Origin of the sequence: Amycolatopsis sp. CA-230715 (assembly GCF_018736145.1) — a bacterium.
Lineage (GTDB): Bacteria > Actinomycetota > Actinomycetes > Mycobacteriales > Pseudonocardiaceae > Amycolatopsis.
The window spans coordinates 6,366,277-6,379,493 of sequence record NZ_CP059997.1 but is presented as its reverse complement, the minus strand read 5'-3'; the positions used below and the strand labels follow the sequence as shown (position 1 = coordinate 6,379,493).

Sequence of the window (13,217 nt, the reverse complement as noted above, 5' to 3'; positions counted from 1 at the left end):
GCGCACTCCTGTCCTCAGTGGACGATCAGGACGCCACCGAAGTTTCCCGCTCGGCTTGGGAGATCTTCTTCAGCTCGGCGAACCGGATCGTCTCGCCTGCGGCCGCCCAGTTCCCTTCCGGCACTTCCCTGATCAGCGTCCACACGTGCAGTGCGCGCGCCGGATCGAGCCCGGCGGCCGCGGTCACCGCGGCGTGCACGTCGGCGGCCAGCCCGTCCTTGCGCCGCTGGGACAACGCCCCTTCCGGCACCGTCACCTCGACCCGGAACCGCGGCGCGCCGCGGGAACGCCCGCCGACGGCGAGCCGGTCCGCGGCGATCTCGTGCCAGTAGACCCAGGTGATCTCGCGGAAGAATTCGGTGTCCGGCGCGCCCTCCCACCGCAGCAGGGTGGTCGCCAGTTCTTCGCGAAGACGCTCGGCGGCGGCGGCTTCGACGGCGCCCTCGGGGACCGTCACCTCGATCATCGGCATGCCCTGACCTCCTCTTTTGCTTACTACTTTGGAGTAACTATGGACTCTGTCATACTGTCTAGTCAAGAGCACGTGCAGCGAAAGGGAGCCGAGTGGCCAAGGCGGGGGAAACCAGGCAGCGGATGCTCGCCAGCGCGGTCGAGCTGCTGCGCGAACGCGGCACCAGGGGGACCAGCATCGACGCGGTGCTCGCGCACAGCGGCGCGCCGCGCGGGTCGGTGTACCACCACTTCCCGGGCGGACGGGCCGAGCTGATCACCGCCGCCGTCCGGCAGGCGGGCGACTACATCGGCTCATTGTTCGAGGCCGTCGCGGAAGACGGCGACATCCGCACCGGCCTCGAACTGTTCGCGCGGTTCTGGAAGCAGGCGCTCGTCGAATCGGACTATCGCGCGGGCTGCCCGGTCGTTGCGCTCACTGTGGACGGTCACGACGAGATCCCGCAGTCCACCGCGACGGTGAGCGAGATCTTCCAGCGCTGGCACCGGGCCAGCGTGCTACTGCTCGAACGGCACGGGTACGAACCCGCGCGCGCCAAGCGGCTCGCCACGCTCGCCGTGTCCTCTGTGGAGGGTGCCATCATCCTCTGCCGCGCCGAGCGCAGCGTCGAACCGCTCGACGAGGTCGTCACCGAACTGCTGGCATTCCTGGAAAGCTGACAAAGGAGCACACGATGTCCACATCGGACACCGCGCTCGACCGCAAGGTGCGGCGCGAAATCCTGATCGGCCGCCATCTCGCCAACCCGGCGATGCGCGGCCTGTTCAAGCTCGGCATCACCCCGCCGTGGCACACCCTGCTCGAAACCACCGGGCGCGTCTCCGGGCTCACCCGCAGGGTGCCCGTCGGCTACGGCCGTTCCGGCGACGAGGTCTGGGTGATCGCGCAGCACGGCACCAAGGCGGGCTGGGTGCGCAACCTTCAGGCCGACCCCCGCGTCCGGCTGCTCATCGGCCGCACCTGGCTGACCGGCACGGCGGAGCTCGTTCCCGGCGACGACGTCAAGGCGCGCGTCGAGACGTTCAGCGCCCACCCCTTCGGCAGGCGGATCCTGCGATCGGCCTTCTCCGCACTGGAGACCCGCCCGTGCAGCGTCCGCATCACCTTGACACCAAGCATCTGATGTCTTGGTGTTGATCGAAACGGGCTACCCATATTGACGGCGGTCTCTGAGATTTCTAACCTCAATACATCTGATGTATTGGGGGTAGGCATGGAGCCGAGCCGACGGGCCGTCTTGCGCGGCGGGCTGGCAGCAGCCGCGCTGGCCACCACGGGCGGCGTCGCCACGGCCGCACCGGAACGGGGCCGCCGCCTGCCCTTCCTGCTCGACATGGTGCAGAGCAACCCCGGCGAACCCGCGTTCACGAGCCGCTTCAACGATCCGAAAACGCTGGCCGGCTACGGGTACGACGGCCAGGTGGTCAACGAGTTCACCCCGCCGCACACCGCGATCACCTTCGACACCGTCGATCCCCGGATCTTCCCGCCCGGTTCCGATGGCAGGGCGTGGGTCGAAAAGACCGCTCGCGAGATCGACGACCGGATCGCGCGCGCCCACGCGGCGGGGATCGCGGCCTACTACTTCACCGACATCATCGTGCTGCCCAAGCGCCTCGTCGACCTGTTCGGCGCCGAGATCCTCGACGACAAGGGGCGGATCGACCTCGCGCGCCCGCGCACGCGGGAGATCCACCGGCTCATGCTGCGCGAGGTGTTCGCGCGCTTCCCCGGACTCGACGGGCTCGTCGTGCGCACCGGAGAGACCTACCTGCAGAACGTGCCGTTCCACACCGGGAACAACCCGATCCTGCACGGCGAATCGAGCCACCTCGACCTGCTCGGCATCCTGCGCGACGAGGTGTGCGAGCGCGCGGGCAAACGCGTCTTCTACCGGACCTGGTCCACCGGCGGCGACAAGCTGACCAGCGACCCCGCGTACTACCGCGCGGTCACCGACCAGGTCGCGACGCACGAGAACCTGGTGTTCTCGATCAAGCACACGGCGCGCGACTTCTGGCGCACCGTCGAGTTCAACGAGACCATCGGCGTCGGGAAGCACCGGCAACTCGTCGAAGTGCAGTGCCAGCGCGAATACGAGGCGAAGGGCGCCTGCCCCGACTACGTGATCGACGGCGTGGTCAACGGGTTCGAGGAGTTCCGGCACGGGCCGCGGCCGATCGGGCTCGCCGACGTGGCGGACAACCCGCTGATCGCGGGGATCTGGACCTGGTCGCGCGGCGGCGGCTGGCGCGGGCCGTACCTGCGGAACGAACTGTGGTGCGAGCTGAACACCTGGGTGATCGCCCGCTGGGCCCGTGACACCGGGCTCGGCGAGGAAGGCGCTTTCGCCGCGTACACCGACCGGATCGGCCTGCGCGGCGGGCAGTCGCGGCGGTTCCGCAGGCTCGCGCTGCTGTCCGCGGCGGGCACCCTGCGCGGCCACTACAGCCAGGTCCACCCGATGCGACGGCTGTTGTGGACGCGCGACCAGTTCCTCGGCGGCTCCGACAAGGACCTCGCCGACGACTTCACCTCGATCGTCGACAAAGGACAGATCGAACCGGTGCTCGCGGAAAAGGCGGAAGCCGCGCGGATCTGGCGCGAGGTGGTGTCCCTTTCGGACACTCTGCCGCTGCGCGAGGGCGCGGACCGCGACTACCTGCGCGTGTCCGCGCGCTACGGGCAGGCGCTCTACGACGTGATCCACCACGGCTGGCAGGTCATGCTCCGCGGCTTCGCGGGCGACCGCACCGGCCGGTACGACCGGGCGGCCATGCGCGCGCACCTCCACCGCTACGACGAAACCTGGCTGCGGTGGCAGCGCCTCGCCGCCGAGAACCCGTCCTGCGGCACGCTCTACCAACCGTACGGCTTCGGGAAGAAGGGCCCGGACGGGTTGTACGACGCCGATCCCGACCACGGGATGAAACCGTCGGTCGACCGCTACCGCGCGCTGCTCGGCTGACGCCGCTTCTTACGCTCAAGCGATGCCCAGTGCGGCGCAGGCGGCGTCGACGGCGGCCTTCCGCAGTTCGGCCGGATCGGCGTCGGCGAACTGGACGGTGCAGTCCTGGAGCCCGCCGAGCGCGACGACCGCGCGCGTCGCCTGGGCCAACGTCGGCTCGCCGCCGCACAGCAGCGAGGCGAGCCGTTCGCGCCACGCCACGACGAGGTCGATCAAGCCCAGCTTCACGAGCGTGTTGAGCTCGGCGAGGAGGAACATGATCTCCTGGCGGCGCGCGTAGTGGAAGTCGAAGTACCCCTCGAGCAAGGCCCTCGCGTCGACCTCGCGGCGGGCCTCCTGCTCGTGCAGGAACGCCTCGCCGTCGTCGATGAGCGGCTGCACGATGCTGCGGACCAGTTCTTCGCGTGACGAGAAGTGGTAGTACAGCGCCGGTTTGGTGATGCCGAGCCGGTCCGCGATCTCCTGCAGGCTGGTGGCCTGCACGCCCTTCTGGGCGAACAGCTCCCGCGCGGCCGCCTGGATGCGCTGCTTCGTGTCGGACGGTTTTGCCACCGCTCGATACTACCTTACCTACCGGAAGGTAAGCTGCTACCGTTGTCCTTACCTTCCGGTAAGTAAGGAGTTGGTCATGCGTGTTCTCATCTCCGGAGCCAGCATCTCGGGGCCCGTCCTCGCCTACTGGCTCACCCGCCACGGCTTCGCCGTCACCGTCGTCGAACGCTCCCCCGTGCTGCGCAAGACGGGCGGCCACGCGGTCGACCTGTTCCGCCCCGCCATGGACATTTCCGAACAGATGGGCGTGCTGCCGCGCATCGAAGGCCTCGCCACGGGCACCACCCGGATGACCGTGGTGCGCGAGGGCACCACCCGTCCGGCGACGATCGACCTCGAAAAGATCTTCACCGCCGCCTCCGACCGGCACGTCGAAATCATGCGCGACGACCTGAGCGAGATCTACTACGACGCCACCGCCGACGATGTGGAGTACCTCTTCAGCGACTCCATCACCGCCATCTCACCGGACGGCGACGTCACCTTCGAAAAGCACGAGCCCCGTTGGTTCGACATCGTGGTCGGCGCGGACGGCCTGCATTCGAACGTCCGGGAACTGGTCTTCGGCGACGAGTCGGAGTTCACCCACCCCACCGGGGCCTACCTCGCGGTGTTCTCGGCCCCGGACGAGCTGAGCCGCGACGGCGAAATGCTCGGGCACTTCGGCGTCGACCGCCTCGCCGGGCTCTACAGCGCGAAGCGGCTCGACGAGGCGCGCGCGGTCTTCCTGTTCCGCGCCGAGTACGAGCTCGACTACCACTACCGCGACACCGAACGGCAGAAAACCCTGCTGCGCCAGGCGTTTCGCGGTATGCACGCCGATGTCGACCGCTGGCTCGGCGAGCTCGACCGGACACCGACGTTCTACTTCGACTCGATCACCCAGCTGCGCTTGGAACCCTGGTCGCGCGGGCGCGTGACACTGGTCGGCGACGCGGGTTACTGCCCCGGCCCCGCGGTCGGCGGCAGCACGAGCCTCGCGGTGCTCGGCGCCTACGTGCTGGCGGGCGAGCTGGCCGAGGCGGGCGGCGACCACGAACGCGCTTTCGCCGCGTACGAACGGGAAATGCGCGATCCGGTGCGGCGCAGCCGTGCGTTCGCACTGGGGTCCGCGAAGAACCTGATCCCGTCGTCGCGGTTCGGCGCGTGGGCGCTCGTGCGGGGCGGGCAGCTCGTGTCCGCGCTGCCGTCCGGGGTCAGCAGGGCGGTCGCGAAGCTCAACACCAAGGGGGTCCGCTTGCACGATTCGATGACCGTCAAGGACTACGCGTTCGCCAAGTGAACCGTCGTGGCCGAAGCGCGGTGCTCCGGCCACGACGCGGCGTTCACCGGTAGCGGGCCGCCGTGCTGTAGACGCCGACGACGGCGTGCCTGCCGAGGTCGTAGGTCAGGGTCAGGAAACGGCCGGGCCGGACTTCGACACTCGACGGGTTCGCCTGATCGCTCACCGGCGCGCCCGGCGACCCCGCGTCGTAGAGCAGGACGTCCTTCCCCTCGTCGAGCGTCCACTCCGGACGGTCGAGCAGCCTGCCGACGGTGGGACGGCCCGGCGCGGGGGAAAACCGGCCGGACAGGTCGCCGTAGGTCAGCAGCACCCCGTCCTCGGCCGTGGTCAGCAGGTGGTGCGAACTCGCCGGGATGCGGGTGGCCTGCGGCGCGGTCCAGTGCGCGCCGCCGTCCAGCGAACGGGAAAGATAAGCGACCCCGGTGCCGGTCCGGATCAGCGCGACGAGCTGCCCGTCGCGCAGCACGGTCAGCACGGGCTCCTGGAAGTGGATACCGGGCCTGGCCGCGAGCACGGTCTCGCCGCGCCAGGTGCGGCCGCCGTCGGTCGACCGCACGACCGAGGCGCGCTGCCACTTGTCGTGCGGCAGGGTTCCGTACAGCGGGGCCAGCAGCGCGCCGCCGGGCGCGGCGACGATCGCGCCGTGGCTCGCCGTCCAGCCGAGCCGGTACCCGGAATCGCTTTCGTCCGACGGGCCCGCCATCGCGCTGGCGATCTTCTTCGGTGCCGACCAGGTGCGGCCGCCATCGTCGGAACGGAGCACGGAAGTGCCGCGCGAGATCGCGGGAACGGGACGCCAGTCGATTTCGAAGTAGGTGACGAAAAGGGTGCCTGCCGCGGTCGCGGTGATCTTCGGGTCGCGGTCGTCGTACGGGGTGTCGAGCAGCACGCGCGGCGCGCTCCAGGTGCGCCCGCCGTCGGTGCTGGTCACCGAAAGCAGCCTGCCGTCCATTCCGACGTGGCCCGCTCCTTCGCGGTATGCGGCGAACAAGGACCCGTCACGCAGCCGGACGAGATCGGGGAAGTAGGCGTTCTTGCCACTCCCCGCGACGGCGACGACGGTGTCCGGTCCGGTCACGAACGTCGACGGTACCTCGGCCGCGGGGGCCGTCGGATGGCACGAGGCCACCACGATCGCGACCGAAACTAGTGCACGTGCACTAAGTCTTCGCATGTCAATTCCCTTTCCGGGTGTATTTCGAAAACGAATTCGGCCCAGGTGATCCGGACAGTTCTACCGCGTTCGGGAAAATCGGTTTCCGGCGGCCGGGTCACCGGCAGGCGCGGGCGCGCTACTGCGTTTGATCGTTGCGGCGGGCACCGAGGAGTAGTGGTATGGACCGATGCGAAAAGCAGCAGCACTCACCTTTGCTTCCCTGATCGCCGCGGCGTGCTTCACGGCACCTGCCTCGGCGGACGGCCGGTGCCCCGTCGACCTCGACACCGCGACCATTCCCCAGCTACAGCAGAAGATGCGCGACGGGGAGCTCAGCGCGGTCGCGCTCACCTCGGCCTATCTCGCCCGCATCCGCACCGTGGACCGCAAGCTCCACGCCGTGCTGCGCGTCGACGAAACCGCGCTGCGCCAGGCCGCGGCGAGCGACCGCCGCCACCGCGCCGGCACCACGCGCGGCCCGCTGGACGGAATTCCGGTCCTGCTCAAGGACAACATCGGCACCGGCGACCTGCCCACGACCGCGGGCTCGCTCGCACTGGCCGGGCCGCCGCCGTCGAAGGACGCGACGCTGGTCGCCAAGCTGCGGGACGCGGGCGCGGTCATCCTCGGCAAGGCGAACCTGTCGGAATGGGCGAACTTCCGCGCCGCGAAACCGACTTCGGGCTGGTCCGCGGTCGGCGGCCAGACGAACAACCCGTACGTCCTCGACCGCAACCCGTGCGGCTCCTCCGCCGGTTCGGCCGCGGGCCTCGCCGCTTCGCTCGCCCAGGTGGCGATCGGCTCGGAGACCGACGGTTCGGTGGTCTGCCCGGCGGGGATGAACGGCGTGGTCGGGCACAAGCCCAGCCTCGGCCTGGTGAGCCGCGCCGGTGTCGTGCCCATCTCGGCCGAGCAGGACACCGCGGGCCCGATGGCGCGCAACGTCGTCGACACCGCGATCACGCTGTCCGCGTTGCAGGGCCGCGACCCCGCCGACCCCGCGACCGCGGCCTACCCCGCGGACCAGACCACCGACTACGCGGCGGCGCTGCGCCCGGATGCCTTGCGCGGCAAGCGGATCGGGCTGTGGCGGCTCCCGTCGCTCGGCAAAGAGGTCGACGAGGTGATGTCGCGGACCGCGGACAAGCTGCGGAAGGCGGGCGCGACCGTCGTCGAGGTCGAACTCCCCCACCAGGACCGCATCGCGGCACTGGAATTCCCCGCGCTGCTGAGCGAATTCCACCGGGACATCGACACCTACCTGCGCACCAGGACCGGCGCACCACGCGATCTCGCCGCGCTGATCGAGTTCAACCGGACCCACCTCGCCGAGCAGACCTGCTTCGCCGGACAGGAACTGTTCGAGCAGGCACTGGCCGCGCCGCCGACCACCGATCCGCGGTACCAAGCCAACCGGAACGAACTGCGCACGCTGTCCCGGCAGTCGATCGACGACACCATGGCGCGCTACCGGCTCGACGCCATCGCTTCGCCGACCAACCCGCCCGCCTGGACGACGGACTGCCAGCGCGGCGACAACGACGTCATCCCCTCGTCGACCCCGGCCGCGGTCGCGGGCTACCCCTCGGTGTCGGTGCCCGCGGGTTCGGTCGGCGAACTGCCGATCGGGGTGCTCCTGATGGCGGGGCACTGGCAGGACGCGCGACTGCTGTCGATCGCGGGCGGCGCGGAGCGCGCGCTCGCGGCGTGGCGTCCGCCGCACTACCTGCCGACGGCGGGCTGATCGGCGGCCTGGCTGGCGTGCGCGGGTGCGCGCACGTCAGCCAGCCAGTCCCGGAACAGCCGGTGCACCCGCTCCGCGCCGACGATCTCGTCCGGCACCTCGAACTCCTTGGGGTGCACCAGGAACGCGCGCGACTGCGGGCCACCGAGCCCGCCGTGCGAGCCCACGTGCGGTTCGAACGGCGAAGCGTCCCCTGTGGACGGATCGTAGCTGCTGTTGATCATCAGGTCGGCGCAGTGCGGGAACCGGTCGACGCGGCGGATCAGGTCCGCGGCGTGCTCGCCGTAGCCGAGCAGCGGGTCCTCGCCGATGACCACCCCGGTCGCGAGCCGGTGCAGCCCGTCGCGCCCGAGCACCACCGGCCCGAACTCCTCGCTGCGCACCAGGACGAACCCGATCCCGTCATGGTCCACAAGGGACGGTAGCAGCTCCGGGTACTCGCGCTCGATGGTCTCCAGCGGCACCCTGCCCTCGTGCTCGGTGAACGACACCATCGCGACATGTCCCGACACCACCGTCACCACACCCGGCGCGACCCTGCTGACCTCGCCCGGCTTGCCGCTTTCGGTGCGGGGGCGGTCGTCGGCGAAGCCCGCGCGCTCGACCCTGCCCCGCAGGCGGCGCGCGATCAGCCCGCCACCAGAGGTCGCCTCGGCGAGCGCGGCGCCGACCTGCCAGCCCTCCGCGGAGCGGCGGGCGCTGTGCGCGCCGGGATCGTCGCCGGAACCGCCGCACAGCCTGCCGACGAGCGACTCCACCGGCTCGCCGAACCGGTCGGCGAACGCCCAGCCCTGCGTCTGCCCGTGGTCGGAGAGCACCACCACGTGGTAGCGGCGGGTGCTGAGCTGGCAGGCGCGGGCGATCCGGCCGATCTGCTGGTCGATCGAGCGCAGCACGGCGAGCGCGTCGAACCGCTCGATCCCCGAATGGTGCGCGACCTCGTCGTAGCCGAGGAAGTCCGCGTACACCGCGGGCCTGCCGTTGAGGATGTCCTCGATGATCGCCGAGACCACGACGTCGCGCGCGATCACCGTGGTGCCCGGCCGCGCGAGCGGGTACCAGCCGCCGCGTTTGGTCCGTGGCCGCACGTCGGCGCGGCGCTGGCGGGACGCGGCGGACAGCTCGCGTCCGACGTCGACGAGCGAGGCCGCGAACGTGCGCAACGCGTTGACGGGATTGGCGAAGTAGGCGTAGTACCCGGCGCCGATCCGGTCCTTTTTGGACCTTCGCTGGTCCTTGGGCACGAGCCCGGCGATGGAGCTCATGGTGAGGCTGAAGTGCGGCGCGTCCCCGGTGAACAGGTTGCCGCGCGCGGCGCCGCCGTCGGCGAGCAGCCCCTTGCCGTTGCTGTGCCGCCGCTCGATCTCCGCCGCGTCACGCGGGTGCGCGCACGCCATCACGTGATCGCGATCCTTTTCGTACCACCGGAAACCGAGGATGTCGTGATTGGACCCGTGCAGGATCCCGCACACGCTCGCCCCGGTCTGCGAGCTCCAGTCGGTGTGCCACAGCGAAAGCGCGTGGCTCCCGCCGGTGAGCCAGGCGGCGAGCGTCGGCATGTCACCGTCGCGGACGGCGCGCCGGACCACGTCGTACCCGAGCCCGTCGACCTGGAGGAACAGGATGCCCGGCGGGTCGGCCGCCCGGTCCCCGCCGCCGCGGCGCGCGCGGCGGGCGGCCCTGCGGAAGAAGATCTCGTCCTCGTCGACCGCGAGCACACCGCTGATCAGCGCGCCGACCGCGGCCAGCACGAGCACCACGATCACCGCCGAGCCGAAGTCGTGGATCTCGACGCCCGGCATCGCGCTGAAGATCGCGAGCGCTCCCGCGCCGAGGAACAGGAACGAGCCGACGCCGAAGGTGAACATCGCCACCGGCAGCGCGATCCGCAGCACCAGCGGCCACACCACGGCGTTGAGCAGGCCGAGCAGCAGCGCGCACACGGTCGGCTGCCACCAGTGGTGCATCGCGAACCCCGGCAGCAGCGCGTCAACGGCTCGCAGCGCGCCGACGACCGCGAGCCACACCAGCAGGATCCGCGCCGCCACCCGGCCGCCGCGCAGCAGCCTGCCCTTCGCCGGGGGGAGGTTCATGACCGGTCTCCTGCCTTCTTCCGCTTCCGCGAGATCACGTTCATCAGCACCGTCACCAGCAGCACCAGCACCGTCGCGAGCACGGTGGCCACCAGCGGTGAATCGAAGATGCCACCGCTGACCACGCCGAGCAGCGCGTAGGCCACCGCCCACACGAAACACGCGACGAGCGAAGCGGGCACGAGCCTGCGCCACGGGTAGGCGAGCGCGCCCGCGGCGAGCAGCACCGGGATCCGGCCCGCCGGGACGAGCCTGCCGATCACCACGATCTGCCAGCCGCGCCGGGTGAACCGGTCACGCGCTTTTTCGAGCTGTTCCTCGCGCTGCCCGCGCGCCACCCAGCGCACCGCGGCCGGTCCGCCGAGCCGCGCGATCCCGAACGTCACGACGTCACCGGCGAAGGCGGCCACTGTGGACAGGACGAGCACGATCGGCAGCGAAAGGTGGTCGGTGGTCATCGCGACCGCGGCCGCGGCGCCGACCACCGCGCCGGTGGGCACGATCGGGATGATCGACCCGAGCAGCACGCCGCCGCCGAGCACCGGGTAGCCGATGTTCGCGGTGTTCGACCAGTCGAACGCGAGCACGACCGTGCTCACGAGCCGGACCTCGCACCCGGCAGCACGGCCTCGCCCGGTTCGGTGACCACGACCTCGGTGCGCGGGTGCGTGCGCGCCACCGCGGCGGCGAACTCGCGGGGCGGGTCCACCAGCAGCCGCCGCATGGTCCGGCCCATCCCGAACGGCGCCCTCGTGAGCCCGGTGAGCGCCAGCGTTCCCCAGTGCACGGGCACCGCGACGGCCGGGTCGATCAGCTCGACCGCTTTCGCCGCCCGCCCCGGATCGAGGTGGCCTGGCCCCAGCGTCGGCCCCCAGCCCCACACCGGGAGGAGCGCCACGTCGACGGGTCCGAGTCCGCCCATGCCGTCGAACAGGTCGGTGTCCCCTGCGGCGTAGATCCGCGTGCCGCCGCCGCTGATCAGGTGCCCGACAGCGGGTGCCTGCGGACCGTGCGTGAGCCGCGGCCCCCAGCGGTGCCCGGAGTGCCGCGCTTCCGTCGCGGTCACGGTCAGCGCGCCGTCCTCGACGGTCTCGCCCGGCGCGATCTCGCTGACGTCGGTGAAACCCTTCCCGCTCAGCCATGCCCCTGCGCCGCGTGGCACCACGATCGCCGTGCTCTTGCCGAGCAGCCGCAGGGAGTCCAGGTGCAGGTGGTCGCCGTGCAGGTGCGAGATGAGCACAGTGTCCACGTCGGCCCAAGCGTCCTCGCCGAGCGCGCCCGCGACCCTGCGCAGCGGCCCGATCCGCGGCGTGAGCACGGGATCGGTCAGCACCACGCGCCCGGCCAGCTCGATCCGCACCGTCGAGTGGCCGAGAAACCGCATGTCAAGTCCCTGCACACGTCGAGTATCACCAAAGACGGCCCGGCTCGCGCCCCGGCGCGGTGATCCGTTGGTCACGTTAACCTGAGGTGTGCGCGTTGTCGTGTTCGGCGGCTACGGGGCGGTCGGGAAGGTCGTCTCGGGGACGCTCGGCGAGCACGAGGTCGTCGTCGCGGGACGCGACGCGGCGAAGGCGACCATCGCGGTCGACGTCGCCGATCCCGCTGCCGTGCGCCGCGCGATCGACGGCGCGGACGTGGTCGTGATGTGCGTGGAACGCGCCAACGCCGAGGTGGCCCGCGCCTGTCTCGAACGCGGTGTCCACTACGTCGACGTGAGCGCGTCCGAAGGGGTGCACGATTCGATCATCCGGCTCGACGAGGTGGCCGTGGCGAACGGGGCGACCGCGGTGCTCGGTGTCGGCCTCGCCCCTGGGTTGACGAATCTGCTCGCCCGCCGCTGCGCCGATCGGCTGGAAACCCCGGCCGCGCTGGACATCGCGGTGCTGCTCGGGCTGGGCGAGCACCACGGCGACGACGCGGTCCGGTGGACCGTCGCCCACCTCGCCGACCGCGCCACCGCTCGCCGCAAACGTGTGCACCTGCCCGGTTTCGGCGCCAGGACGGCGTTTTCGTTCGCTTTCTCCGATCAGCGCTCCCTCGCGCGCACGCTCGGCGTCGCCGCGACCACGAGGATGTGTTTCGATTCGCGCGCCGCGACTCGCGCCCTGTTCGCGTTGCGCTCGGCCGGTGTGTTCGCCGCGATCAGGCGGTTACGGCTCGAACGCGCGTTGATCGCGGCCTTCTCGGCGGTGCACTTCGGCAGTGACCGGTTCGCTGTGCGCGTGGACGTGGCTGGCGCCGGTGGCGAACAGGTTTCCGCGACCGCGACCGGCCGCGCACAGAGCCGCGCCACCGGAATCGTCGCAGCACACGTGGTCCGTCTCCTCGGCGAAGGCTCCCCGCCCGGTGTCCGCCAGATCGACGAGTTGCCCGGTTCGTCGAAGGTGGTGACCGCGCTGCCCGCTGCCGGGATACTGGTGGACGAGGACTCTACTGTTCATCGCGCCACGCGATGAGTTCCTTTTCCCAGCTCTTGTTGTCGGTGGTCTCCATGAATTCTTTGCGGTCGATCAGCAGGTAGATCTCGCCCGCTGTCTTCGTGTCGACGATGAGCGGTTTGCCCCGGTCGAGCAGCCCGCCGATGAACCGGCCGTAGAGGTCGGTGAACTCGCGCCGGATGGCGGTGATGTCTTCGCGGCACAGCACCAGGTCGTGCGTGTCCGACCAGGTCCGCAGCACCACGCGGTCGCCGTCGAGTTCGATGGCGCCCCGCCGGTGGAACAGCGCCTTCTGGCTCACCCCGCCCGCGACCTTGTCCGCTTTGGTGTGCCCAGCCAGCTCACCGGCCGTCGCGGCCAGGTACTGCCCGGTCTTCATCGCGCCTTCCTCCCCGCACAGTCCACAATGGAATCCAGAACCCGGGTACGAGGCTATGCGCGCACCCCGACTCACCGCATCGGGCCGGAGAACGATGCCCGGTGCGACTCTGGTGGCGGTTGGCATG

The 13,217-nt window shown here is 70.6% G+C and carries 13 protein-coding genes; 6 read left to right on the top strand and 7 right to left on the bottom strand.

The genetic code is table 11. The annotated features are described in order from the left end of the window. Nucleotides 1-25: 25 nt before the first annotated feature. Nucleotides 26-472, bottom strand: coding sequence for a tautomerase family protein (locus HUW46_RS30710; protein ID WP_215542255.1), 447 nt, complete (start codon nucleotides 470-472; stop codon nucleotides 26-28). Nucleotides 473-564: 92 nt separating this feature from the next. On the opposite strand from HUW46_RS30710, the gene HUW46_RS30705 reads away from it, so the two are divergent. The 3 genes from HUW46_RS30705 (at nucleotide 565) to HUW46_RS30695 (ending at nucleotide 3,440) form a co-directional block, all read left to right on the top strand. Then, entirely contained in the window at nucleotides 565-1,131 is a 567-nt protein-coding gene (locus HUW46_RS30705; RefSeq protein ID WP_254125049.1) for a TetR/AcrR family transcriptional regulator, read from the top strand. Between the two features lie 14 nt (nucleotides 1,132-1,145). Beyond that, nucleotides 1,146-1,595 carry a nitroreductase/quinone reductase family protein gene (locus HUW46_RS30700; protein ID WP_215542254.1) on the top strand — a complete coding sequence of 150 codons (450 nt, stop codon included), beginning with the start codon at nucleotides 1,146-1,148 and terminating at the stop codon, nucleotides 1,593-1,595. A gap of 90 nt (nucleotides 1,596-1,685) precedes the next feature. Beyond that, entirely contained in the window at nucleotides 1,686-3,440 is a 1,755-nt protein-coding gene (locus HUW46_RS30695; RefSeq protein WP_215542253.1) for a hypothetical protein, read from the top strand. 15 nt (nucleotides 3,441-3,455) lie between these two features. On the opposite strand, the gene HUW46_RS30690 is transcribed toward HUW46_RS30695, so the two are convergent. Then, the gene (locus HUW46_RS30690) at nucleotides 3,456-3,992 is read right to left on the bottom strand and encodes a TetR/AcrR family transcriptional regulator (protein ID WP_215542252.1); all 537 of its coding nucleotides are present in this window, start codon (nucleotides 3,990-3,992) and stop codon (nucleotides 3,456-3,458) included. Nucleotides 3,993-4,068: 76 nt separating this feature from the next. On the opposite strand from HUW46_RS30690, the gene HUW46_RS30685 reads away from it, so the two are divergent. Then, the gene (locus HUW46_RS30685; protein ID WP_215542251.1) at nucleotides 4,069-5,274 is read left to right on the top strand and encodes an FAD-dependent monooxygenase; all 1,206 of its coding nucleotides are present in this window, start codon (nucleotides 4,069-4,071) and stop codon (nucleotides 5,272-5,274) included. Between the two features lie 43 nt (nucleotides 5,275-5,317). On the opposite strand, the gene HUW46_RS30680 is transcribed toward HUW46_RS30685, so the two are convergent. After that, nucleotides 5,318-6,355, bottom strand: coding sequence for a sialidase family protein (locus HUW46_RS30680; RefSeq protein WP_215542250.1), 1,038 nt, complete (start codon nucleotides 6,353-6,355; stop codon nucleotides 5,318-5,320). A 265-nt stretch (nucleotides 6,356-6,620) separates the two neighbouring features. Here HUW46_RS30680 and HUW46_RS30675 point away from each other — a divergent pair, with 265 nt between their 5' ends. Continuing rightward, nucleotides 6,621-8,177 (top strand): amidase, encoded by a 1,557-nt coding sequence (locus HUW46_RS30675; RefSeq protein ID WP_215542249.1) that lies wholly within the window; start codon nucleotides 6,621-6,623, stop codon nucleotides 8,175-8,177. On the opposite strand, the gene HUW46_RS30670 is transcribed toward HUW46_RS30675, so the two are convergent. From HUW46_RS30670 to HUW46_RS30660, 3 genes are read right to left on the bottom strand one after another with little or no spacing between them, the layout of a single operon-like run. Then, nucleotides 8,156-10,270 carry a phage holin family protein gene (locus HUW46_RS30670; RefSeq protein WP_215542248.1) on the bottom strand — a complete coding sequence of 705 codons (2,115 nt, stop codon included), beginning with the start codon at nucleotides 10,268-10,270 and terminating at the stop codon, nucleotides 8,156-8,158. The genes HUW46_RS30675 and HUW46_RS30670 overlap by 22 nt on opposite strands. Beyond that, nucleotides 10,267-10,869, bottom strand: coding sequence for a DedA family protein (locus tag HUW46_RS30665; RefSeq protein WP_215542247.1), 603 nt, complete (start codon nucleotides 10,867-10,869; stop codon nucleotides 10,267-10,269). Before HUW46_RS30665 ends, HUW46_RS30670 begins: the two co-directional genes overlap by 4 nt. Beyond that, on the bottom strand, nucleotides 10,866-11,654 hold the full coding sequence (locus tag HUW46_RS30660) for an MBL fold metallo-hydrolase (RefSeq protein WP_442860864.1): 789 nt from the start codon (nucleotides 11,652-11,654) through the stop codon (nucleotides 10,866-10,868). Before HUW46_RS30660 ends, HUW46_RS30665 begins: the two co-directional genes overlap by 4 nt. Nucleotides 11,655-11,742: 88 nt before the next feature. Here HUW46_RS30660 and HUW46_RS30655 point away from each other — a divergent pair, with 88 nt between their 5' ends. Beyond that, nucleotides 11,743-12,729, top strand: a complete 987-nt coding sequence (locus HUW46_RS30655) for a saccharopine dehydrogenase family protein (protein WP_215542245.1) — start codon at nucleotides 11,743-11,745, stop codon at nucleotides 12,727-12,729. Here HUW46_RS30655 and HUW46_RS30650 read toward each other — a convergent pair. After that, nucleotides 12,704-13,090, bottom strand: a complete 387-nt coding sequence (locus HUW46_RS30650) for a hypothetical protein (RefSeq protein ID WP_215542244.1) — start codon at nucleotides 13,088-13,090, stop codon at nucleotides 12,704-12,706. The genes HUW46_RS30655 and HUW46_RS30650 overlap by 26 nt on opposite strands. Nucleotides 13,091-13,217: the final 127 nt, after the last annotated feature.